This window comes from Kribbella sp. NPDC056951 (assembly GCF_042674205.1).
Classification (GTDB): domain Bacteria; phylum Actinomycetota; class Actinomycetes; order Propionibacteriales; family Kribbellaceae; genus Kribbella; species Kribbella yunnanensis.
The window spans coordinates 65,236-88,430 of the sequence record NZ_JBHUQZ010000021.1; the positions used below are offsets into that span (position 1 = coordinate 65,236).

Here is a 23,195-nt window from a genome sequence, read left to right on the forward strand (position 1 = left end):
ATTCACATCGCAACCGGCAACCCGTTCGACGCAGGTCGAAGACAGTGACGGTGCTCCGGGTACGGCAGACTTGACCTTGCCCCTGGGGGCAAGGTTTAGCGTGGGAGCACGAGGAGGCGGAATGCGGATCGGGGATCTGGCGGCAGCGGCCGGGGTGACGGTGAAGGCAGTGCGGTACTACGAGTCACAGGGACTGCTGAAGCCGCGCCGGGAGTCCAACGGGTACCGCGCGTACGACGCCGAGGACGTGGTGATCGTGCGCGAGGTGAAGGCGTTGCTGAGTCTTGGGCTGACTGCGGAGCAGACGTACCCGTTCATCGAGTGCCTGCGCGCCGGCAACGACCGGGCCGACGTGTGCCCGGCGTCGCTGACGGCGTACCGGATCCGGATCGCCGAGGTGGATCGGCGGATTGCCGAGCTCACCGAGTTGCGAGGCAAGCTGACCGGCCTCCTGACCGATGCCGAGAGCTGGAGGACGAAACAACGATGAGTGATCTACAAGAGGTCGACGAGACCACCTTCGACGAGCTGGTACTGCGGGCGGACAAGCCAGTACTGGCGGAGTTCTGGGCGCAGTGGTGCGGACCCTGCCACCAGCTGCTGCCGATCCTCACACAGGTCGGTGCCGAGCGCAACGATCAGCTGACGGTGGTGAAGATCAACGCCGACGAGAACCCGGTCATCTCCGCGAACTACCGCGTAATGGCATTGCCGACCATGATGCTCTTCCACCACGGCCGGCCGATCTGGGCAGTCGTCGGCGCCCGCCCCAAGGCCAAACTCCTCAAGGAACTCGACGACGCCCTACTCGCGACGGTCTAAAGAGCCGTCTGCTGGTGGAACACGACCCGCCACTCGCCGGATCCGTTGTTCCACACACTGCTCGCGTACGACGGGAACACCGTTTCGGCGCCGTCGACCAGCACGGTCACCTCGACGCGGTAGGTGACGATCGCCGTGGTGTCGTCGACGACGATCACCTTCTCGTCGGTGCGCGGGGTCTTCAGGTACGGATTGTGGTTCGCCTGGATCCCCGGTACGGCGGCGGCCTTGTCGATGATGCCGTACTTGCTGACCGCGAGGGCGTCGTTGCGGAGCCAGTGCGCGTAGAAGGATCCGTCGCCTTCGCGGTTCGCGCGCCACAGCTGGTCTTCGAGCTCGAGCAGGGTTTCGGTGACGGTCATGACGTCTCCTTCAAGCTGTAACTGGTTATACCGGTGTGCGACACCGACTATAGTGGTTACATGAAGCCAGGGGCAAGACGTCTGACCGGCTCGGACGGTGTCAGTCACACCTTCGACCCGGGCAGTTTCGCCATCGAGCTGATCCTCAGCGGCGGCACACCACCGTGGGACCGCTACGAGCAGTTGCATACCCCGGAGGACGCCGCAGCCTGGCTGGCCGAGTCGTACCTGGCCGCGGACCTCCCCTTCACGGCGGAAGACGTGCGGATCACCAAGGCCGATCTCACCCGCCTGAAGGAATTCCGCACGATGCTGTGGCACGTCGTACCGGGTCTGATCCCCGACGCGAAGGACGTTCCCGGAATCACCGCGCGAGGTCTGACAGCGGCGGATCGCGAGTACCTCAACGCCACGGTAGGGGACACGCCGCGCCCCGAGTTGGACGAGCAAGGCGCCATCCGCTGGCAGACCCCCATCACAACGCGACAGGTCCTGGGCGCAGCCGCCCAGGACCTGGTCGAGATCATCGGGAGTGACCGCGTCTCCCGCCTACGGATGTGCCAGGGCAGCAACTGCGCCCTGATGTTCTACGACACCTCACGCCCCGGCAACCGCCGCTGGTGCTCGATGCAGCGGTGCGGTAATCGCCACAAAGTCGGCAACTACCGCACCCGCCACAGCGACTAGCCCAAACTTTCGACTAGCGCCGTTGGAAGGTCCACCGCTGGCACGGCCCGCCGTGGTAGAACCACGTGATGACCTCGGCGTGCGTCGTACGGTTGCATCCGGCAACATCCATCGACAGCCCGGTGCCGGCCTGGATGACGCTGTAGGTACCGCCCGGAGTCGGCTCGATCCGCCACAACTGACACTCCGACTCGTTGCTCGTCCAGAGCGTCACGTTGGCGGCCGGCAGCTTCGAGCAGCCCTCGAGGTCGAGCACCTTCGCCGTGTTCCCGTCGACGATCTTGTACAGGTCGTCACCGAGACTCTCGAGCTTCCACGACTCGCACGCGCTCCCGGCGACGTCGTCCCAGATCCGGACGTTGGCACCGTCCTCGGTCTGGCAGTTCTCGACGTCGAGCACCCCCGCGGCATTGGTGGCCGCCGAGGTCCGGTACTTGGCGGTGAGATTCTCGCCCAGCGGGGTGGCGTTGTACGACGGGCGCAGGATCCACTGCTGGTTCGATCCCTGGCCGCAGGTCTCCTGCTTCACCGGTGCGAGGTCGGCCGGTGAAGCGTCGATGATCGACAGGCACTTGCCGCTGTGCGCAACCTTCAGCTGGATCACGGTGTCGTAGCTGGCGCCGTCGACGTAGGTGAGCTTGAACTGCTGGTTCGCGGTCGCTTCGCCGTTCCCGTTGCCACACGGCCACTGGATCAGCTCGCCGCCGTCCTCCATGCTCCAGCCACCGAGGTCCGCACATTTCAGCGGGCCCTCGCCCACCGCGGTGTGCATCGGCTTCAGTGCGTACTGATCGGTGCCGGCGATCTGCGCGATCTGGAACCGGGCGTTGAGATCGACCGGCAGGCACTTGTACTGGACGTAGGCGGCCTTGTCCTCGACGCTTGCGCCCGACACGTTCAGGCACTTGCCGCTGTTGCGGTTCACCAGTTCATAGGTACGGCGCTCGATGTCGAACTTCGGCCCGGCCACCGCGCCGACCTCGCCCTGCCACCCCATCACCTGGTCGGCGAACGCCGTACCGCTGGACCGGAAGCTGAACACCTGCCGGTCGACCGGCGCGGTGCCACCGGAGTACATGATGGCGACGTCGTCCAGCTGGTCCTTGTTGTAGTCGCCGGTGGTCAAGGTCGCCTTCGCAAGATCGAGGTCGACGGTCTTGCGCCACCAGCTGCTCGCGGTGAGGGCGGTTCCGCTGGAACGCAGGACCGTCAGACCGGTATCGGTCTGCGTGCCGACCTTCCCGTACTCGTAGAGCAGGACAAGGTCGTCCTTGCCGTCCCCGTTGGTGTCGGCGACCGCCGGGCGGCCCTTCTCCCAGCAGAGGTTGCCGGCACCGGAGTCGTAGATGGTCTGGGCAGCGGCGAAGCTGGTGCCGGTCGACTTGTACATGTCGACCGTCGTGCGGCACCCGTTCAGATTCCGCACGCTGACCAGGTCCAGCTTGTTGTCACCGTCGATGTCCGCCAGCAGCGGGGCGCTGGCCGACCAGGGGTTGCCGGCCGCGGAGGTGGCCCAGGTCGTCGGGGTCGCGAAGTTGTCGGCGCCCCGGAACACGAGCGCGCTCCAGTTGTCGCTGCCGGCGTTCTGGACGACGATGTCGTCCTTGCCGTCGGCGTCGACGTCACCGCCGATCATCCGGGCCGTGCTCAGCGGCCAGCCGTTCGGCCCGCTGTTCCACAGTGCCGGCGGTGCGTCGTACCGATTGCCGTCGGAGGTCAGCTTGTACAGGTAGATCTGCCGCCCGGCGCCTTCCCGGAACAGCGCGAGGTCGGTCTTTCCGTTGCCGTCGAGATCCCCCTGGACCGGGCGGGTGCGGTACAGGTTGAACCCACTGCCCTCGCGGGCGTCCCAGCCGATGTAACCGGAGTGGAAGGTGTCGTCGGCCTTGGAGACGAAGTTCCAGACCGAGGTGCGGCCGAAGCCCTGGTCGACCACCGAGGTGATGTCGGCGCGGCCGTCACCGTTGACGTCGTTGCGGACATGGCTCTCCGGCGGCTCGGCATCGGTGCGGGCCCGCAGGCTGTACTGCGTGAAGCGCTCGCTGAGGTTGTTCGCCCGGTCGACGGCCTTGACGAACAAGGTCGCCTTGGCCGTCTGGGTGATCGGATCCTTGAAGAGCGTGGCCGGAATCGTGGCGGTGCCGTCGCTGCCGGCCTTCACGCGCATCGTCATCTTGTCCTGCGCGTAGCCGAACAGGAACTCCGCCACATCGGTGTCGGCGGCGTTGCCGCGCTTGAAGGTGACCTTGCCGGCGGTGCGCGTCGGCAGGCCGAGCTCACCGTTCGGGAAGTCGGTGGACTGGATGACCGCCGAGGCCGGGCGGACCGTGTCGATGATCAGCCAGCAGTCCGGCGTCGTCGGCCCACTGGCACGGCCGTCCCGGGTGGTCGCGACATACTTGTACGGCGTGTTGGGGGCGAGCTTGCCGGCCGGGATCTCCGGCCACGAGAACGCGGCGCCGCTGACCGTCGGGCCGACGTCGGAGGAGTACGCCTCGGTGCCGGCCGCGTCGAAGATCTGCAGCTTGGTGGTCACGTTGTCGCCGGCGTCGGGGTCGTTCGCGATCGCGGCGAACTGCGGCGGGATGCTGGAGATCGCGGTCGGGTTGGCCTGCGTGCCGCACGGCCGGGGCCGGACGAAGTTGAAGTCCTTCGGCATCCGCGGAGCCGTGTTGTAGGTGACCGAGATGTACGCGCTCCAGGGATGGAACTTCTTCCACTGGTTCTGGTCCCGCTCATTCGCGGCCCGCAGGCCGAAGGAGACGGTCGGCCGGCGGGCGTCCGCGACCTCCTGGAGGATCTGCCGGGTCCGTTCGCTGCCCATCTCGATCAGGTTGTCCTCGTTCCAGGGATAGGCCTCACCCTCGCCGCTGGCGACATGCTCGCGCCAGTAGCCCTCCTGATTGCCCCAGTTCACGACATCGGTGGTGTGCAGATCGTTCAGCCACCACAGGTGCACCGGTCGCTTGGTCCCGTCCGGCGACTTGTTGATGATGATGCCGAACGTCGCGCTGATGATCTGGCTGCCGGCGATCGTCTTGCCCTGGTCGGTCGTGTTCAGCAGGAACATCGACCGGTACTTCTCCTCAGTGGGATATTCGTAGATCCGGCCCATCTTGGCGCCTTCGTTGTCGCGGTCGTAGGTCCAGCCCTGGTCACTGCCCGACATCAGCGTGCTGACGTGCAACCAGTTGACCGGCTTGCCGTTGAGGTCCGGGTCGATCAGCACCGGAAACCTGGTCTTCGGGTCGGCGAGCAGCTTCTGGTCCGGCGTCAGCACGATCGCCGACCCGGCCAGCTTGATCCCGACGGCGACCCGCTTCCCGGTGGCGTCCCACATGGTCGGCGGGGGAGCGGTGTACACGGTCTCACCCTTCGGGCCCCGGCCGATCGTCGTACCGTCCTTGCGGACCGACAGCTTCAGGCCGTCCGAGCTGACCGGGTAGCGCAGGGTCTTCAAGGCCGGGTTCGCCGCCGCCGCGCGGTTCTTCACCACCAGCAGGTGCTGGACGTCGGCGACCCCGGCAACGATCCGCAGATCCACGCCGGGCAGCACCTCGGCGTACGTCGCGGTGTCACCCGCCAGCCGCGGTTCCGGCAGGACGCGCGGCCAGCCGAGCTTGATCTGCCGGCCGCGCTTCCCGATCGTCAGCAGTTGCTTCGAGCCCCCACCCGACAACACGATCGGCGTCATCGCCGCCTTCGGCCGGATGCTCCCGTCGGCGCCCTTGACCAGCGTCGCATCCGGCGCGACCCACTTGTCCGCCTGCCGCACCCGCACCGGCAACGCGTGCTGGACCATCGTCTTGGTCCCGTCCGGGTTCATGTACAGCTCCCCGGTCTCGGACCGCAACTGTGGTACCTCGACGCGGCGCCCGGTCTCCCGGGCCGCCTTCGCCGCCTTGCCGGACGGCGACAGGTCCTCCGCCTTCGGTGCAACGTCCTTGGCCACCGGCGCGTCCTGCGCCGCCACGGCCTCATCGGCCGGAATCACTGCCGACGGCAACAACAACCCAGCAGCGGCGAGTCCCGCCGTCAGTGCTCCCCATCGCATCTTGCGATCACCTCACTGTGAAGACCTCATGGAAACAGCTCACAGCGGGCCGGACATCGTGTCGAGCTGACTCGACACGACGCCTGGCCCGCAGGAATTCAGCTACCTGGCAGCCGGGTCATTCAGGCATCGCCGGCACGATGTGCGCTTCGCCCTTGCCGTTGTAGTGGATGATGCCGGAGTTGGTCGGTGTCCTCGTGCCGTTCTCGGCGACGGAGGTGCCGATGTTCTGGTCGTAGGTGACCTTCTCCTTGTACCCGGCCGTCCCCGGGGGTTTGTCCCCGACCTGCCGGCCCCGCCCGAAGCCGCGGGAGATGAGCTGGCTGGCGTCCTCGGACAGCTCGCTCTTGCCCGTCTTGAAGTTGTTGTGGCCGAGGATGTGCTTGCCCTGCTTGCCCTCGTGCACCGCCTTCAGCCCGACCTCGAACCGTTTCGCCGTCGCGACGAGCTTGCTCGCGGAGGACGCGTAGCGGGCGGCCATCATGACCCCGCGCAGCGCGAGCGCCCCGACCCCACCCGTGATCGCTCCGATGGCGATCGTGAGCGCGACCTCGGCGACGATCGCGAGGATCATCTTGCGGTTCTCGTAGATCCATTTGCCGGCCTTCACGGCGGCTGCCTTGACCGTGTGGGCCACTGCCTTGGCCGTCTTGACCACCGCGGCCGCCGCCTTCTTCAGCGAGCCCACGGGATCCTTACGGATCTCGTTGACCTTCTTGGCGACCTTGACGGCGACCTTGATCGCGGTCTTGACCACGGTCTTGACGATCTTCTCGACCTTCTTGATGACTTCGACCGGGTGCGTGACGGCGTACGTCACGGCCTCGACCGTCTTGGTCACCGCGTCCTTGACGTAGTTGACGACCGTCGAGGTGACGTTGATCGTCTCGTGGAACGTCTCCACGACCCGGTTGCTGACCGTGGTGGCGACCGTCTTGATGCTCTCGACGATGCTGCTGAACCAGGACATCCCGTCCGGGTCGCTGAACGTCATCGGGTTGTTGTTGCCGTAGATGTAGGCGTTCAGCGACTGCGGATCGTCCATGGTCATCTTCGGGTCGACCGAGATGAACTTGCCGATCGTCGGGTCGTACTCACGGGCGCCCAGATGAACCAGACCGGTCGACGCGTCGTTGGTGCCGCCGACGAAGCCACGCTGGCCAGGCCAGCTGACCGGAGCCGGTCCGCGGAGGTTGCCGTACGGGTCCTCCCGGCGACGCTGAACCGTCTGGGTGGCGTTGTCGGCGACGGCCGTCGTCGAGGTGCCGTGGTGATCGGCGCCGAGCCAGCTGACCTTGTCCTGCTGGCGAACCGCGACCGTCTTGCCGCCGAGCTGGTAGTAGCGGGTGCCTTCGGTGGTCGTCGCGCCCGGCTTCAGGAGAAGCTCGGTGCTGCCCAGGTAGAGCGTCGTACCGGTGTTGTCGCGCCGGATCAGCCGCTCGCCGTTCGCGTCGTACAGGTACGACGTCTCCTGGGCGCCCTTGGTGACCTTCTCCAGGCTGCCTTCGGCGTTCCACACGTAGTTCTCCGTGGTGCCGCCGATCGACCGCGAGATCCGGTCGCCGCCGGAGTTGTAGGTGTAGTTGTCGGTCCGGCCGCCGGCGGGCATGCCGGTGCCGGTGGTGACGACGCTCTGAACCGCGTGCGGCTGGAACTGTCCGGCCGCCGGGTAGGTGTAGGTCGCCGTGGTGGATCCGGTCGCCGAGGTCTTGGTCTCGGTCTTGCGGTTGCCGACCTTGTCGAAGGTCCAGCTGTGCGAGTACGGCGCGGGTCCGCCGAGGTTGGCGGCGTTCGGGGCGGCCGCACAGTCGCCCGGTGCGTTGTCCTCACCCGGCTTCGGGGTCCATGCCCCGGTCATCCGGCGCAGGTAGTCGTAGCTGAAGCACTGCGTGTCGGTCTGCTCCCCGCTCAGCGACGAGGGAGTGTCGTTGAGCTGTTTGATGTTCCCGGAGTCGTCGTAGATGTACTCGACCTCGGAGACCCGGCTCGGTGACGTCTCCCGCTCGGTGGTCACCTTCGAGAGCCGGCGGGTGCCGTCCTCGTAGGTGTAACCGATCGAGAGCCACTTGCCGTTGGTCGAGCCCATCGTGATCTGCTCGGCCTCACCGAACGACGTGTAGGTGGTGCCCCGCACGTACGTCGTGGTCGCTGAACCGAGGGTGGTCTGCTGGTCCTGCGCGTTGTAGCCGTACTGCAGTGTCTCGGCCGGAAGGCCGCCGGCCCCTGGGACCGACTCGGTAGCCGTCTGCCCGTCGTCGCGATAGGTGCTCTCGAACTTGTAGGTACCGGCGAGCGCACCCTCGTTGGCGGGGATCACGTACTCGTTGCCGGTGGCCCGGCCGCGGGTGTCGTACCCGGTCACCCGGCTGGTGTAGGCGTTGCCGTCCTTGTCGTAGCGGGTCGACGACGTCGGCATGCCCGGGAGCAACGTGTCGTAGAGCCACTCGGCCCGCTTCGGCCCGGTGGCCGAGCCGTCGCGCATCACGGTGGTGCGGCCGAGGACGTCGTACTCATAGGCCGTCGTCTGGCCCCGGCCGTCCGTCTTCGACGTCATCCGGTCGAGTTCGTCCCACCCGTAGCTGGTGACGCCCTTGTCGGGATCGGTCTCCTTGACCTTGCGGCCACGGACGTCGTACTCCCAGGTCCACTTGTTGCCGGCCGGGTCGGTGATCGCGGCGAGGCCGCCACGCTCGTTGTAGGTGTAGCTGGTCTTGTCGTAGGCACCGGTGGCGGAGTCACCCGTGTACTGCCGCAGTTCGAGCAGCCGGCCCTGGACGTCGGTGATCTTGGTGGTGGGTGTCTCGCCGGTCGGCGGGTCGATCGTCTCGCTGTCGCCGGAATACGTGTGCGTCGTCTCCCAGAGCACCCGGTTGAACGACTTGACCTGCTCGGTCGTCGGTCGGCCGGCGAGGTCGTACAGCGTCACCTTCTGGGTGGGTAGTTCCTCTTCCACCGGAATGAGGATCTGCTCGGTGACCGGGGTGTCGCTGTAGAACGGCCCGTTCTGCTTGACCTCGAGTCCACGGCTGTCGTACTTGACGTCGTTGACGACGGAACCACCGGTCTTGCCGGTCTCCTTGCTCTGTCGCGGCCGCATCAGCCCGTCGTAGATCTGGATCTCGGCCTCGGTGCTGCCGTCGGCCTGCAGCGTGGTCGTGCTGACCGTGAGCGGGTCGTCGGCATGGATGCCGTAGGTGTAGCTCACATCGGCCACGGCGCTGTTGTCGGCCGCCGCGGCCAGGCCGGCGACGTTGCCGGCGGACTTCGCCGACGGCGCGGCAGCCGGTACGGCGGCACCGCTGTGGCCCGGGTACCAGACCTTCGTGGTCCGGCCGAGCGGGTCGTACGCCATCTCGGCACGTTTGCCGGTCTCGTCGATCGTCGCGACCTGCTGGCCCCAGGCCGGCTCGAGTTCGACGACGGTCTGCTGGCCGTTGGGCTTGGTCGACTCGACCTTGGTGACCGGTCCCGGCCCGGCCGGGGTGTAGACGACCTTGCTGGTCTCGTTCCGCGGGTTGCTCATTTCGATCGCGCGGCCGAGGTCGTCGTACTTGGTCGTTCCGGTGACCTGGTACTGCGGGGTGCCGTCGGCCGCGAAGCCGGACAGTCGCTCGGTCTTCGTGGCGTTGCCGCGCACCGGAGCAGCGGTCAGCGATGTGGCACCGTCGTAGTACGTGCGGTTGTCCGAGATCACCTGGTCCTTGGTGTAGGCCTTACCGCAGGCGACCGCGACCTTGAGCTCTCGCTTGGGGATCTCGCTGATGCCGGCCGCGGGATTGGTCGTGTACTCGTAGCTGGCGCAGGTGTCGTCGGCGGCCGTGCTCAGGTCCCTCAGGTCGGTCTTGCTGAGCAGGACACCGTCGGCGTCGTAGGTGTTGAAGGCCTGGCTCTTGCGTTCGCCGCCACCGGCCAGCTTCTCGAACTGACGGTTGCCGCCCTGCTCGACCTGGAAGGCGCTGACCGTGGCCCAGGAGCGGACCCGGGTCGAGGTTGCGCCGGAGATCCACTGGTCGTTGATGGTGCGCTGGACCTCTTCGGTTCCGTTGAAGGTGCGGGTCTCCAGCGCCTGACCGGACAACGGCGGCTGGTCCTCGACCAGGGCACCGGTGGAGTCTTCGACCTTGACGTCCTTGACGCCGCCGGCGGCGAGTTTGTCGCCGTCCATGCCGCGGAAGAAGCGGTTCTCGGTGACGGTTTGCGGGCCGCCGACGTTGCCTTTGCGGACGATGGTGCGGTCGTAGCCGCGCCACTGGGACCAGGTCTTCTGGCCGATCTCGACCAGGCCGTCCTCGTCGTCGTGCCGCCACGCGGGTGCGCCCGGGTACTCGACCGTGGTGACCATCGGCTCGTTGCCGGTGACGCGGTCGGTCTCGGTGACGGACTTGACGACGTACTTGTGGAACCAGTCCTGGCGCTCGGTGGTGGAGCCCGGGGGAGTCCATTTCATCGGGTGGCAGCGGCGGCCGTTGGTGTCGGCTGGTGGTACGTCGCCGGGCTTGCAGTCGGTCGGGTAGTAGTCGATGGCGAGTTCGCCGCCGGTGCCGTAGGAGACGCGGTTGACGCGCCACCAGTTCATCTTCGGCAGGTTGTCGCCGACCTCGTCGACCCGGTTGGCCAGCTGGATGCCGTCGAGGTTCACCTCGGGAATCGCGATTCCGCCGGCGTTGCCGACGTGACCGGCGTACGTGATGGCTTCCAGCCAGAGGCCGGGCTTGGTGTTGTCACCGTTCTCCGGGAATGTGTGGCGCAGGTTCCAGCTGCTGACCAGGTCGAAGCCGGAGCCGCGGTGAACGTAGGTGCTGACCTTGGAGAGCTTCTTCGTGGTGAAGAAGGAGGGGTTGGTCTTTTCGCACTTGGTCGGGGGAGCGCCGTTCACGCCGATGCAGCGCTGGTCCAGTGGCGTGTCGGGGTAGTCGTCGGGCGCGGAGCAGCCGCTGCCGTCGCGGCAGCGCTCGGTGGTCGTGAACTCAACCTTGCCGACCGCAGGGGTGCTGAACGTCGCACCGTCGCGCTGGCCGTATTCAATGCTGCGGATGTTGCCGCCACGGGTGTACGCCGTCGGCGCGGTCTCGGTCTGGTTGCGGCCGTAGTAGTTGGTCTCGGTGTCGTAGAACAGGCTCATCGTGTTGCCCTGGCGGTCCACGACGTAGTCCAGGTTCCACTTGTAGACCTGCTGGCACCAGGACGCCGCGAAGTTGCCGGCCGTGAAGCACTGCTCGCCCGAGTGGTTGCCGAAGACCGGCATGGTGAAACCGGAGTTCGTCCGCTGGGTGGTTGCACCAGGCAACTTGTTGAGACCGAAGTAGTACTTGGTGCCGTCCTTGGTGGTCAGCCGCCAGTACTCGCCCTTCTCGGCGTCGGTGCGGCCGTCGTCGCCGTTCTCGGCGCCGTTGAGCTTCTCGATCACCGAGCCGTCGTCGGCGCGCGGGTGCCAGGTCTTCGTGACATCGTCCCGGACGAGCTCACCGCCTTTACCGTTGAGCGTAAAGGTGGCGTTCTCGCCCGCCCAGCACATGTCACCGGTGGCCTTCGTGCCGTTGTTCCCGGTGCTTTCGGTCTTGGACGCACACGACGCGAAGCGCTGCTCGATCGAACCGCCAGGCTGCAACTCGAAGCCCTGGCCACCCCACGAGGGCTGGTTGTTCGTCGCCGAGGTGCGGCCGTCGACGCCGCCGGAGCTGTAGTCCAGGCTCAGCTTCGGGGTCGGGCCGCCGTTGCTCGGCGGGACGTTCATCGGGTACTGCCAGGCGAAGTCACCCGAAGAGCCGCCGACCTGCCAGGTCGCAGTCGGGGCCAGCTGCGAGGCGCCGAAGTTGCCGGTGCCGCCCGCGGCGGCGGCCTGGACTGTGAACGTGGAAGCCTTGGCGCCGACCGGGACGTCGGCGGTCAGGTTGCCGGAGCCGTTGTTCTGGACGGCGATCGGCTTGCCGGTCGACTGGTCGATCACCCGCAGGCGCTGAGCCCAGTCGCCACCGAAGGCGTCCCGGAACTCCTCGTAGCGCAGCTGCAGGGAGACCTTGCCGCTCTTGGCGACGCCGTCGGTGCGGTTGAGCTTGAGCTGCAGACCGTCGGTGCCGCGGCGAGTGAGATCGACCTTCACCTTGGCCGGGGTCGCGTCGGCAGCGGCGGCCTTGGCGGTCGACGCCGGGGCCGAGCCGATCCAGATCGGCAGCGTGCCGGCCTGGGTCTTGGTGCCTGCCTGACGCCCGCCGGCCAGTGCCGCGCTCCACGCCGACGGTGCAGCCGGTACGGCGACCTCCGCGGTACCGGCCTTGGGCCAGGTCACCTTGTTCTGCACCGGCTTGGCCGCTGCGGCCTCGGCCGGGTCGGCTGCCTTGGGGATGGCCTTGAAGGGTTTGGTGGGGACGGACTTCTCCTTCTTGGGCTTCCAAGCAGGGTCGTCCTTGAGGGGCGCTGCGTTGGCGGCAGGTCCCCAGAGGGTGGCGATCAGGGCGGAGGCGACCGTGGTGGTGATCGCGATCCGGCCGGACCGGCGCCAGGACTGGCGCCGGGGCGAAAGGGCACTGGGCATGGGTGCTCTCTTCATAACTGACGGACGTGGGCCCTGGTATTCCAACGATTGACCAGCAGCTTCGACAACCTGTTCGACCCTGTTCGAAGGCACCTCTGGACCATTCGAACAGGGTCGAAAGGGGAAACCGGATTCCGGGTCAGCGGAGCACGAACTCCGCGGCGGGGGTGGTACCGGGCGCGATCTGGAGCTGGCCTTCCGGGGTGTGTTGGAGGGTGTGGTCGGGATAGTTGTGGGAGCGGAAGGTGCGGCCTTCGGGGTGGAAGGTGGCGTCGGCCCGGTAGACCGGGTCGTTGCTGTGGGCATTCAGGCGGAGGAGGCCGCCGGCGTGGCGGAGGTAGTCGCCGGGGTAGTTGACGGACTGGAAGCTGATGGCGTCGCGGTCGGCGAGGCCGGCGACGATGCGGAAGTCGAAGTCGGCCTCGGGCTGGCCGGGGAGGTCGATGCGGGCGAGGCCGTTGCGGTGGCGCCAGAACTTGCCGGGTTCGTCGACGGATTCGAGGCGGCGGGTGTCGTTGGCGGCGAAGGCCTGGATCTCGGCCAGTCCGTTGTTGAGGCCTTGGCCGCCGGCAGTTTCGAAGAGGACGGAGGTGGTCGTGCGGGCGGGGAAGTTGACGACGAGGCCGGTGCCGGTGTTGTCGAGGCCGGAGAGGGCGACCTTGCTGCCGTCGCTGAAGGTGAGGGTGCCGCCGCGGGTTTGGTCCTCGAGGTTGCTGCGGTCGAAGAGGATCACCTGGCTGAGGCGTTGCGGCACTGACCACGTCAGCGTGAGCTTCGGGTTCACCTCGCCGTTCGATCCCCATTCGCCGGCGAACCATTGGTTGACCACGCCGTCGGTCGCGGCCGAGGCGGCGTACGCGGGATCGTTGCGGTACGTCGATGATGCGGTCGCGGCGGCGCTGGAGGCGAGGTTCGGGGCCGAGAGCGTGCGGAGCTGGGACAGGCCGACGTTGCTGCCGGAGCCGGTCGCGGTGAACTTGGCCCACGTCACAGACTTGGCCGGGAAGCTCACGACCTTGGCCGAACCGTCGGCCGGGATGCCGGTGACGGCGAGGCTGGTGCCGTCGCTGAAGGTCAGGGTGCCGCCGGTGATGTTGCTGGCCAGGTCGGCGCGGTCGTTGAGCACGATGCGGTCGAGCTGGTGGGTGTTGACCCAGTCGATGCGGACCCACGGACCGGTCTCGGTCGAGGTCCACTCGGACGACGGACGGCTGTCGATCGCGTTGTACGGCGACCCGGTGCTGGCCGTGATCGTGCCTTCGCGGGCGACGTCAGCGCCGTCGTACACCTGGATCTCGGAGAGGCCGACGTTCAGGCCGGCGCCGGTGAGCTCTAGCCGGACGGACGTCGTACTGCGGGGTGCGAACGTGATGTCCTTGGCCAGGCCGCTGTTCGGCAGCTCCGGGATCGGTACGACGCTGCCGTCGCTGAAGACGAGTCTGCCGGACCTCACCAGATCGGTTGGGTTCGCGCGGTCGAACAGGACGACACGGCCGATGGTTTGCGCCGAAGGCCAGGTGAGCGTCAGGTTCGGGCTCAGCTCCTGGTCCGACGCCCATTCGCCGATGCCATGTACGCCGACGGTTCCGTCGAGGACGTTGGCCGCGACCAGTCCGGGATCGGCCTTGCTGACGCTGGACGCGGTGGCTGTCGCGGACCGGGCGAGATTGTTGCCCAGGGCATTGGTTCCGAGCCGGACGCCGCTGACCGAGTACGGCGGGACTGTCAGCGCCACGTGAGTCGCGCCGCCGGTGATGGTGAGGTTGACGGCGGACTTCGGCGTCACCGGGTTCTGGTTCGGACTGGCCTCGAAGAGGTTGGCGACGGTTGAACCGTTAGGTAGCCCCTTCAGCTGCAGGTCGACCGTGAGTGGTTGAGCGGAGTCGTTGACGACCCAGCTGACGTTGTCGCCGCTTGCAGTGGTGGCTGCGCCGAAGCCGGTGGAGTTGTTCGGGGGAGTGGAGACCTGGCGGAGCTTGCTGACGCCGTCGCCGAGGCCGAGGTCGCGGGACAGCAGCTGGTACGCGCGAGCCCGGGTGGGGAGCATGCCGTTGCTGTGGACGCCGAAGAAGTTCGGTTCGATCGCCTCGTCGTTGTCGGCGAAGACGTTCGCGCCGTTCGCGCGCTGGTTGTAGAGGTTGGTCATCCGCAGCGCCGAGTAGCTGAGGCTGCGCGCGTCGCTCGCGTTCATCGGGACGCGCTCGTACGCGGCGGAGTAGTTCCACTCGGTCACGTACACCGGGATGTTCGGCCGGCCTTGCGCGGCCGCGTGCTGCCGGAAGGAGTCGACGGCCTCACCGCGGTTGTCCGTGTAGGGGTTGTACTCGTGGTAGCTGAGGAAGTCGAACTTGTTCTTGAGCGCGGGATCGGCCAGCAGCTTGTCGACCCAGGCCAGCCCTTGGCCGGGGTTGGATGATGTCGGTCCGCCGATCGGGATCTCGGTGTCGACGCTGCGCACGGCGGCGTAGGCGTGCTGGTAGATCTGGCTGTACGCCGCCATCCGATCGTTCTGGCTGTCTCCCCACGGTGATCCGCCCAGTTGGAGGAACCCCGGCAGGTCCGGTTCGTTCCAGACCTCGATCAGGTCGACCTTGCCGCGGAACCGCTGGTAGATCTTATTGATCACGTCCTCGTAGACCTGGAACCCCCGGTCGCCGCGAGGCGGGCTGAAGTCGCTGCCGTTGTAGCCGAGCCAGTCGATCGAGTAGCTGAGGATCAGGATCGTCTTCGTGCCGCGTTTGTGGTGCTCGTCGACCCAGGCGTACTTGCTCCAGTCCCAGGTGTTCGGGTCGGACACGCTGCCCGCGGTACCGAGACTGGCCAGGTAGGCGTCGATCGAGGTGTTGCGCGGCAGGATCTGCTGCAGGTAGGCGTCACCGCGGATGAACCGGGTGCCGGCCTGATGCAGGGTGTCGATCTTGGCGGTGTCGGTCAGGGCCGGCACGTTGATCCCGGAGCCGAACACCTCGGCGTACCCGGATCCCTTGTCGACCGAGAAGTCGGCGGTCAGGTTCGTGGCGGTGATTGCTGCCGGGGCAGCGGTGGCCGTGCCGTGGAGTCCGGCGGCCAGCAGGGCGGTGGTCAGAGCGGTGGTGAGGGCGGTCGCGAGCAGTCGCATGATCCGACCGTAGGATTTAATGCATTAACGCGGCAACCGATTCGAGGGTGGTGCAAATGCTCCCGAGGTATGAGCAGGTCAAGCGGGAGCTCCGCGCCCTGATCGCCCAGGGCGGTCACACCCCGGACCGGCCGTTCATCACCCAGCGCGAGGTCTGCGAGCGGTACGGCGTCAGTACGACGACCGCGATCCGCGCACTGAACGATCTGGTCGCCGACGGGGTGCTGGTCCGGCAGCAGGGGCGCGGCACCTTCGTGGCGGAGCGTGTGCGTGAGCGAGCGCCGGAGCCGGTACGGCGACGTGCGGTCGCGCTGGTGATTCACGGGCAGGGGCCGGTGAAGGAGGGCATCATCACCGGCGTCGAGTCTCGGTGTGATGAGCTGGGGTTCGAGCTGGTGCTCTACGACAGCAAGGGCTCGCTGGAACTGCAGGAGCGCGCACTGCGGCGAGCGGTGGCCAGTGGCGTGACCGGGATCGCGCTGTACCCGGTTGAGGGGTCGTCCCAGGTACTGCGAGACCTGGCGCTGCCGGTTGTGCTGATCGACCGGTACCAACCCGATGTGCCGACCGATGCGGTGCTGGCTGACCAATTCGCGGTCGGGTACGAGCTGACGTCGTACCTGATCGGTCTTGGGCACCAGCGGATGGCGACGCTGTGGGGAGAGGTCGACTGCACGAGTGTGCGCGACCGCCTCAGCGGCCACCAGCAAGCGCTCCGCGCACACGGTCTACAGGCGCGGCCGGACCTGACTGCGCTCAGCACGCACCAGTTCCTCGTGCCCGAGGCACGCAAGGCCCGCCTGAGCGCACTGCTCAGTCAGCCCGAGCCTCCGACCGTTCTGCTCTGCTCCGACGGCTTCATCGTCACCACGGCTGCCCGTGAACTCGCAGACCTCGGCTACGAGGTCCCCGGCGACATCGAGCTCGCCGGCATGGACGACGCCGGCCCGGCCAGCGTCCTCCCGCTCACTGTCGCTGCCGCCTCCCTCCCGGTCCACGACCTCGGCCGCACCGCGGTCGACCTTCTCGCCACCACGTCTACCGCACCTCGCAATGTCGTCCTGCCGATCACTCTGCACACCCGTGACACCACCTACCTCCGCGTCGTCACCCGTTGACTGGTAGCTCTCTAGGATGCTAGCAATATAGCCATGAGTGGTGACAGCGACAAGAAGGTGCAGTTCAACGTGTACCTGCCGCCGGGCCTGGTGCGGCGGGTCAAACACAAGGCGATCGACGACGGCGCAAGCCTGTCGGCGCTCGTCGAGCAGGCGCTGGCGGAGTACCTCGACAAGCATGGGGAGGCACGCGGATGATTGACGTGGTGGTTCGGCCGTTGCGGTTCACGGATCGGGTGAAGGAGATGCGGGCGTTCCTGGAGACGCTCGGGTTGCAGGCGCGGATCGAGACCGCGCGGAGCAGCGACTGGGTGGACATGCTGGCCGGGCGCGGGATGGTCGCGCTGCACAGTGCGGCGAGCAGTTCGACCGGTGGTCAGCCCGGACAGACCTCACTGTCGTTCGAGGCAGCGGATGTCGATCGGCTGAAGGAGCTGTTCGAGCAGGCCGGGTACGCCGACGCAGTGATCTGGGACGAGGCCTATGGGCGGGTGCTGCGGGTGGCCGGTCCGGATGGTGCGCACATCCATATCGACGAGCGCAGTGACGACCTCTACGGCTACAAGCTGAACGAGACGCGTCCCGACGAGCGCTGGCTGGTCACACCGCAACTGGACGCCCAGGAGGAGACAGCCTGGCGCGGGTTCCTGGCGGTGGTCGGTCTCGACGCGCTGGCGCGGTTCGGCGACGGCATCCGGTTGGAGCTCACCACGAGCGAGGACCTGGACCTCGTACGGCGGCGGTTGGCCGAGGCCGGTCACCACGTCAGCCGGGTCGGCGACGTACTCGAGATCACCGACCCGGACGGTCAGACAGTCGTGGTGCACGGGTGATCGCCGTACGGCGGGCTGTGGCTGAGGACGTCGATGCGGTGCGGCAGATCGGACTGACGACCTGGCCGGTCGCGTACGCCGGCCTGGCGTCCGAGGAGTTCATCACCGACGGTCTGGCGCAGTGGTGGTCGCCTGAGGTGGTCGAGCGCGGCATCCGGACCGGACTCACGCTGGTGGCCGAGGAGAACGGCGTACTGGTCGGAATGACTGGTCTGGGGCAGGAGGAGGGCTTCTGGGTGATGTGGAAGCTGTACGTGCTCCCGGATCAGCAGGGGAGGGGAGTGGGTAAGGCGCTGCTCGACGCTGCCGTGGCCGCTCTGCCAGCCGGTACGTCGGAACTCCTGCTCGATGTATTGGTCGACAACACGAAGGCGATCGGCTTCTATGAGGCGTACGGGTTCGGGGAGCCGCTCAGAACGCCGACTCGGGACCTCGGGGACGAACTGAAGTGGATGAGACTCGCGCTGTGACACCGCCGCCGCGGTTGCGGGACGATCCGGACTTCCGGCGGTACTTCGCCGCTCGGGCCCTGTCGACGACCGGTTCGATGGTGACGGCGATTGCGTTGCCAGTGCTGGTCTATCGGTTGAGTGGGTCGACAGTTCTGACAGCTGCGGTGACGGCGCTCGAGGCAGCGCCGTACTTGCTGACCGGGCTGTTTGCCGGCGCTCTGGCCGACAGGTGGAACCGGCGCCGGGTGATGGTGTCGGCCGACCTGGTGAACGCCGTACTGATCGGCTCGGTGCCGGTGGCGCAACTGCTCGGCGTGCTGACAGTTGCGCAGGTGCTGGTGGTCGCGTTCGTCGTACAGGCGGTCTATACCTTCTTCGACGGTGCCAACTTCGGTGCGCTGCCAGTACTGGTCGGCCGGGCCCGAGTGGCACAGGCGAACTCCGCAGTGTGGTCCGCGTCCAGTCTGATCGAACTGTTCGTGCCACCACTGACCGGACTGGCGCTGGCGGTCGTCAATCCGGCCGGACTGCTCGCTCTGGATGCTCTGAGCTTCGTGGCGTCCGCACTGGCCGTGCGCGGGATCATCCGAGCCCTGTCGGAGTCGCGGGAAGGGCAGCCGCCGTTGCGGCCGCGCGTCGTACTCGGTGACATCGCCGAAGGCATCGTCTATCTGGCTCGCCACCCAGGTGTCCGGACGATGACGATCGTCGGCAGCCTGCAGTCCTTCGCGGGTGGCGGCTTCATGGCCCTGATCGTCGTCTGGTGTGATCGTGTGCTGCACGTCGGTACGTCGGGCCTCCGGTTCGGACTGGTGTGGGGGACCTGGGGGATCGGTGGGCTGATCGCCGCACTCGCGCTGCCACGGCTGCTGAAACGACGGGCGCCGGCCGCGATCACGCTCTACGCGCTCCCGGCGTCCGCGGCGATCGGAGTGCTCACGCCACTGTCGCCTGGCTGGGTGGTGGCCGCATTAGCGTTGCTGCTCTGGGGTTCGTCGTACGTGCTGGTGATCGTCAACGCGGTCTCCTACCGCCAGCAGGTCACACCGGAGCACCTGCTCGGCCGGGTGAACACAGCCGGCCGGATGCTGTCCTGGGGTGTCGGCTGGACATTGGGCGCGATGGTCGGCGGTCTGCTCGGTAACGAGCTCGGCATCCGGACGGGCATGGTGCTGGTCGGCCTGGCGAGCTTCGTCGGTGTGATCGTGGCGTGGACCTCACCGCTGCGCCGGATCGCGGCCGAGCACGACGCTGCGGCGACCGGACACGCCCCTTAAGTGCCCTTGAGTGTCACGGGCGCCGGGTCATCCGCTAGGTTCTGCGCGTGGGCGTACGGGTTCTCGGTCCTCGTGACCTCGCGGCGGCGCGCGCGGTGATCGCCCGTGAACCGGTCGTCAACGTGTTCGTCGACAGTCTCGTGCAGGCGTCCGGACTGGATCCGCGGCGCGGTGCCGAGGTCTGGGGGTACGTCGACAAGGGCGTCCTCGAGGCGCTGTGTCACGCCGGCGGGAACATGGTTCCGGTCGGTGCCGACGACGCCGCGTTGCGCGCATTTGCGGCGTACGCGCTGCGTCGGGGCCGCAACTGCTTCCAGATCCTCGGACCGGCGCGCGCGGTCGACCAGCTGTGGACCGCGCTCGAACCGCACTGGGGTCCGGCCCGCGAGGTGCGCGGCGACCAGCCGTTCATGGTCATCGATGGTCCGCCGACGGTCGCAGCTGATCCGCTCGTGCGTGCGGTCGAGCCGGTGGAGCTGCCGATCCTGTACCCGGCCTGTGTCGCCATGTACACCGAAGAAGTCGGCGTACCGCCGCAGACTGGACCCGACGGGACCTTCTACCGGTCCCGGGTGGCCGAGCTGATCCGGGCCGGGCGGGCGTTTGCGCGGATCGAGGACGGCCGGGTGGTGTTCAAGGCCGAGGTCGGGTCGGTGGGCACCGGGGTCTGCCAGATCCAGGGGGTCTGGGTGGATCCGGAGTACCGCGGGCAGGGGATCGCGGCGCCCGGGATGGCGGCGGTGGTCGAGCTCGCCCGCCGGATCGCGCCGGTGGTGACGCTGTACGTCAACGCGTTCAACACACCGGCCCGGCGGTCGTACGAGCGGGTCGGCTTCCGGACCGTCGAGACTTTTGCCACCATCTTGTTCTGATTACCCAGTAGTAAGGTGGCGCGCATGGCGTCCCGTAGCAAGACCACGACCGGCCTGTCCGTGCTGTTCGGCGTAGTCGGTGTGCTGCATTTCGTGAAGCCCGCGGAGTTCGAGAAGATCGTGCCGAAGGCGCTGCCGCGGAAGAAGGAGCTGGTCTACGCCTCCGGTGTGGCCGAGCTGGCGTGCGCGGCGGGGTTGCTGCACCCGAAGACTCGGCGGCTGGCCGGGCTCGCGAGTGCGGGGCTGCTGGTGGCCGTGTTCCCGGCGAACGTGCAGATGGCGGCGGACATCCAGCGCAAGGGATCGCCGCAGCAGAAGGCGATCGCGTGGGCGCGGCTGCCGTTCCAGGTGCCGCTGATCAAATGGGCGCTGAAAGCTTCCCGCGAAACGAAGTGAACCCTCCCTGGGGATAACTGGTCGGACGATGCCCGGGAGACGGATATCCTCTAGGTCGTCCTTTGTTCCATCCCTTTTGGAGTTCCCGTGATTCTGCGTATGTCGTCGCTGTTCCTCCGCACCCTTCGCGAGGATCCGGCGGACGCGGAGGTCCCGAGCCACAAGCTGCTCGTCCGCGCCGGCTACATCCGCCGTACGGCGCCTGGTGTCTACACCTGGCTGCCGCTCGGCCTGCGAGTGCTGCGCAAGGTCGAGCGGATCGTCCGCGAGGAGATGGACGCGATCGGCGCGCAGGAGCTGGTCTTCCCGGCGATCCTGCCGCGCGAGCCCTACGAGGCGACCGGCCGCTGGACCGAGTACGGGCCGAACCTGTTCCGGCTCAAGGACCGCAAGGGCGCCGACATGCTGCTCGGTCCGACCCACGAGGAGATGTTCACGCTCGTCGTGAAGGACCTCTACTCGTCGTACAAGGACCTGCCGCTGTCGATCTACCAGATCCAGAACAAGTACCGCGACGAGGCCCGGCCGCGGGCCGGCGTGCTGCGCGGGCGTGAGTTCGTGATGAAGGACTCCTACTCGTTCGACATCGACGACGCCGGGCTCGCGGCGTCGTACGAGGCACACCGCGGCGCGTACATCAAGATCTTCGACCGGCTCGGGTTCGACTACGTGATCGTCCAGGCGATGTCCGGCGCGATGGGCGGCTCGCGCTCGGAGGAGTTCCTGGCGATCGCCGAGAACGGTGAGGACACCTTCGTCCGCTCCGCCGGTGGGTACGCCGCGAATGTCGAAGCCGTCGTGGTCGCGCAGTCCGCGCCGGTCGACGCGTCCGCGGTCCCGGCCGCCGAGGTGGTCGACACCCCGGACACCCCGACCATCGACACCCTGGTCGACGCCCTGAACGCGAAGCACCCGCGCACCGACGGCCGCGAGTGGACGGCCGCGGACACCCTGAAGAACGTGCTCGTGATGCTGGTCAACCCCGACGGCACCCGCGAGCCGCTGGCGATCGGCGTACCGGGTGACCGGGCGATCGACGAGAAGCGGCTGGGCGCCCAGGTCGAGCCGGCCGAGGTGGTCGCGTTCGACGAGTCCGACTTCGAGAAGAACCCCGCACTGGCCAAGGGCTACATCGGCCCGGGCGTGCTCGGCTCCGAGAACGCGTCGAAGATCCGCTACCTGCTCGACCCGCGGGTTGCCGAGGGATCCGCCTGGGTGACCGGCGCGGACAAGTCCGGCTACCACGTCATCAACCTGGTGCACGGCCGCGACTTCACCGCCGACGGCACGATCCAGGCCGCCGAGGTCCGCGACGGTGACGAGGCACCGGACGGTTCCGGCCCGCTGGAGTCGGCGCGCGGCATCGAGATGGGCCACATCTTCCAGCTCGGCCGCAAGTACGCCGACGCTCTCGACCTGAAGGTCCTCGACCAGAACGGCAAACTCGTCACCGTCACCATGGGCTCGTACGGCGTCGGCGTCACCCGCGCCGTCGCCGCGATCGCCGAAGGCAACCACGACGAACTGGGCCTGGTCTGGCCGCGCGAGATCGCCCCCGCCGACGTCCACTTGGTTGCCACCGGCAAGGACCCCGAACTCTTCGCGAAGGCCGCCGAAATCGCCGCCGAACTGGAGTCCCGCGGCCTCACCGTCCTGTACGACGACCGCGAAAAGGTCAGCCCCGGCGTCAAGTTCAAGGACGCCGAACTCATCGGCGTCCCCACCATCGCCGTAGTAGGCAAAGGCCTAGCCGACGGCACCATCGAGGTCAAAGACCGCCGCTCCAACACCCGAGCCGACATCCCAGTAGCCGACGTAGTAGACCACCTGCTCACCACAATCCGCAGCTAACCCCAGCACACCCAAAGGGACCGGCCACCCAACCAGGTGCCCCGGTCCCTTTCGTGTCCCACCCCTCAACACCTCCCGCCGCGACGCGTTTGACGGTGCACCGGCGTCCCGCTCCCCGTAGCGTCCGAAGAACCCGCAAGCGTGCTCTCCGCATCATCGGACGTTACGGCGGCGCAGGTCGCGTTGCTCGGTAACTTTGGGGCGCCATACGCGAAAAAAAACCGCCCAACGCACCACCCCACTACCCACACGACGAGGCCCGGCGCGGTTCGGTGAGGCGCGGGACGAAGGCGCGGGGTGGTTTGGTGAGGCGCGAAGCGGGTGGTGAGGCGCGGCGCGGGGTGGTTGATGAAACGCGGAGTGGTTTGGTGAGGTGCGGGGTGGGTCAGCTGCCGGCGGGCGTCTTTCCCGCACAGCAACCAGAGCCCGGCAACCTCAGGCGACGGGGGAGCGCGGTCACCGACCGAACCATCTACCTCAGTCACCGCGGCGCCCGGCCACGCTTTCTTTTTGGTCGGCCGGGCGCGGCGATCAGCCAGAGCGGACGTCCCCGGCCGAGTCCTTTCGGACCTGTACCCCGACTCGACCACCAAAGGCGGCCGACAAAGCAAGAGGGCGGGCCACGTGGGTGGCTGGGCCGGATGGCGAGGCTGGCTACCGCGGCTCCGCGTTGCCTGGGGCTGACGGGCTGTGGCTGAGGTGCGTGATGCTCGAGGTCTTGCGTTGGTCGGAGGATTTTCGGGTCCAGGAGGCTGTTGCGGAATGGTGTTTTGCGGGCCGGGCATGGAATCTGATGGGTTGGTTGGTTGCCCGGGCGGGGC

15 protein-coding genes are annotated in these 23,195 nt (G+C 67.5%); 11 read left to right on the forward strand and 4 right to left on the reverse strand.

The features are described from left to right. The first annotated feature begins 121 nt into the window (after positions 1–121). The gene (locus ACFTSF_RS41120) at positions 122–490 is read left to right on the forward strand and encodes a MerR family transcriptional regulator (RefSeq protein WP_380160968.1); all 369 of its coding nucleotides are present in this window, start codon (positions 122–124) and stop codon (positions 488–490) included. Beyond that, a complete protein-coding gene (gene trxA, locus ACFTSF_RS41125; protein ID WP_380160970.1) occupies positions 487–822 on the forward strand; it encodes a thioredoxin in 336 nt (111 codons plus the stop codon). The genes ACFTSF_RS41120 and trxA overlap by 4 nt, the downstream gene beginning before the upstream one ends. Here the strand turns inward: trxA and ACFTSF_RS41130 are convergent. Beyond that, positions 819–1,184 carry a nuclear transport factor 2 family protein gene (locus ACFTSF_RS41130; RefSeq protein WP_380160972.1) on the reverse strand — a complete coding sequence of 122 codons (366 nt, stop codon included), beginning with the start codon at positions 1,182–1,184 and terminating at the stop codon, positions 819–821. The two genes, trxA and ACFTSF_RS41130, sit on opposite strands and share 4 nt — an antisense overlap. 60 nt (positions 1,185–1,244) lie before the next feature. On the opposite strand from ACFTSF_RS41130, the gene ACFTSF_RS41135 reads away from it, so the two are divergent. After that, positions 1,245–1,871 (forward strand): CGNR zinc finger domain-containing protein, encoded by a 627-nt coding sequence (locus tag ACFTSF_RS41135; RefSeq protein ID WP_380160974.1) that lies wholly within the window; start codon positions 1,245–1,247, stop codon positions 1,869–1,871. Positions 1,872–1,884: 13 nt separating this feature from the next. Here ACFTSF_RS41135 and ACFTSF_RS41140 read toward each other — a convergent pair whose 3' ends face one another. The 3 genes from ACFTSF_RS41140 to ACFTSF_RS41150 form a co-directional block, all read right to left on the reverse strand. After that, the gene (locus tag ACFTSF_RS41140) at positions 1,885–5,925 is read right to left on the reverse strand and encodes an RICIN domain-containing protein (RefSeq protein ID WP_380160976.1); all 4,041 of its coding nucleotides are present in this window, start codon (positions 5,923–5,925) and stop codon (positions 1,885–1,887) included. A 118-nt stretch (positions 5,926–6,043) separates the two neighbouring features. Beyond that, positions 6,044–12,457: a polymorphic toxin type 50 domain-containing protein gene (locus ACFTSF_RS41145; RefSeq protein WP_380160978.1), complete on the reverse strand. Its 6,414-nt coding sequence runs from the start codon at positions 12,455–12,457 to the stop codon at positions 6,044–6,046. 139 nt (positions 12,458–12,596) lie between these two features. Next, a complete protein-coding gene (locus ACFTSF_RS41150) occupies positions 12,597–15,575 on the reverse strand; it encodes an AbfB domain-containing protein (RefSeq protein WP_380160980.1) in 2,979 nt (992 codons plus the stop codon). Positions 15,576–15,631: 56 nt separating this feature from the next. Here ACFTSF_RS41150 and ACFTSF_RS41155 point away from each other — a divergent pair, with 56 nt between their 5' ends. From ACFTSF_RS41155 to ACFTSF_RS41190, 8 genes are all read left to right on the forward strand, one after another. Beyond that, the gene (locus ACFTSF_RS41155) at positions 15,632–16,693 is read left to right on the forward strand and encodes a LacI family DNA-binding transcriptional regulator (RefSeq protein WP_380160982.1); all 1,062 of its coding nucleotides are present in this window, start codon (positions 15,632–15,634) and stop codon (positions 16,691–16,693) included. Positions 16,694–16,726: 33 nt separating this feature from the next. Continuing rightward, positions 16,727–16,891 (forward strand): CopG family transcriptional regulator, encoded by a 165-nt coding sequence (locus ACFTSF_RS41160; RefSeq protein ID WP_344164356.1) that lies wholly within the window; start codon positions 16,727–16,729, stop codon positions 16,889–16,891. After that, entirely contained in the window at positions 16,888–17,526 is a 639-nt protein-coding gene (locus tag ACFTSF_RS41165; protein WP_380160984.1) for a VOC family protein, read from the forward strand. The genes ACFTSF_RS41160 and ACFTSF_RS41165 overlap by 4 nt, the downstream gene beginning before the upstream one ends. After that, positions 17,523–17,996: a GNAT family N-acetyltransferase gene (locus tag ACFTSF_RS41170; protein ID WP_380160986.1), complete on the forward strand. Its 474-nt coding sequence runs from the start codon at positions 17,523–17,525 to the stop codon at positions 17,994–17,996. Before ACFTSF_RS41165 ends, ACFTSF_RS41170 begins: the two co-directional genes overlap by 4 nt. After that, complete coding sequence (locus ACFTSF_RS41175) at positions 17,993–19,255, forward strand: MFS transporter (protein ID WP_380160988.1); 1,263 nt, start codon at positions 17,993–17,995, stop codon at positions 19,253–19,255. Before ACFTSF_RS41170 ends, ACFTSF_RS41175 begins: the two co-directional genes overlap by 4 nt. Positions 19,256–19,302: 47 nt before the next feature. Beyond that, complete coding sequence (locus tag ACFTSF_RS41180; protein ID WP_380160990.1) at positions 19,303–20,127, forward strand: GNAT family N-acetyltransferase; 825 nt, start codon at positions 19,303–19,305, stop codon at positions 20,125–20,127. A 24-nt stretch (positions 20,128–20,151) separates the two neighbouring features. Continuing rightward, positions 20,152–20,523 (forward strand): DoxX family protein, encoded by a 372-nt coding sequence (locus tag ACFTSF_RS41185; protein ID WP_380160992.1) that lies wholly within the window; start codon positions 20,152–20,154, stop codon positions 20,521–20,523. Positions 20,524–20,610: 87 nt separating this feature from the next. Continuing rightward, on the forward strand, positions 20,611–22,374 hold the full coding sequence (locus tag ACFTSF_RS41190; protein WP_344164374.1) for a proline--tRNA ligase: 1,764 nt from the start codon (positions 20,611–20,613) through the stop codon (positions 22,372–22,374). The last annotated feature ends 821 nt before the right edge of the window (positions 22,375–23,195 follow it).

What these genes read in the sequence shown, in the direction of transcription:
- ACFTSF_RS41120 (WP_380160968.1), top strand. Translation starts at nt 122, where the DNA reads ATGCGGATCGGGGATCTGGCGGCAGCGGCCGGGGTGACGGTGAAGGCA.
- trxA (WP_380160970.1), top strand. Translation starts at nt 487, where the DNA reads ATGAGTGATCTACAAGAGGTCGACGAGACCACCTTCGACGAGCTGGTA.
- ACFTSF_RS41130 (WP_380160972.1), bottom strand. Translation starts at nt 1,184, where the DNA reads ATGACCGTCACCGAAACCCTGCTCGAGCTCGAAGACCAGCTGTGGCGC.
- ACFTSF_RS41135 (WP_380160974.1), top strand. Translation starts at nt 1,245, where the DNA reads ATGAAGCCAGGGGCAAGACGTCTGACCGGCTCGGACGGTGTCAGTCAC.
- ACFTSF_RS41140 (WP_380160976.1), bottom strand. Translation starts at nt 5,925, where the DNA reads ATGCGATGGGGAGCACTGACGGCGGGACTCGCCGCTGCTGGGTTGTTG.
- ACFTSF_RS41145 (WP_380160978.1), bottom strand. Translation starts at nt 12,457, where the DNA reads ATGCCCAGTGCCCTTTCGCCCCGGCGCCAGTCCTGGCGCCGGTCCGGC.
- ACFTSF_RS41150 (WP_380160980.1), bottom strand. Translation starts at nt 15,575, where the DNA reads ATGCGACTGCTCGCGACCGCCCTCACCACCGCTCTGACCACCGCCCTG.
- ACFTSF_RS41155 (WP_380160982.1), top strand. Translation starts at nt 15,632, where the DNA reads ATGCTCCCGAGGTATGAGCAGGTCAAGCGGGAGCTCCGCGCCCTGATC.
- ACFTSF_RS41160 (WP_344164356.1), top strand. Translation starts at nt 16,727, where the DNA reads ATGAGTGGTGACAGCGACAAGAAGGTGCAGTTCAACGTGTACCTGCCG.
- ACFTSF_RS41165 (WP_380160984.1), top strand. Translation starts at nt 16,888, where the DNA reads ATGATTGACGTGGTGGTTCGGCCGTTGCGGTTCACGGATCGGGTGAAG.
- ACFTSF_RS41185 (WP_380160992.1), top strand. Translation starts at nt 20,152, where the DNA reads ATGGCGTCCCGTAGCAAGACCACGACCGGCCTGTCCGTGCTGTTCGGC.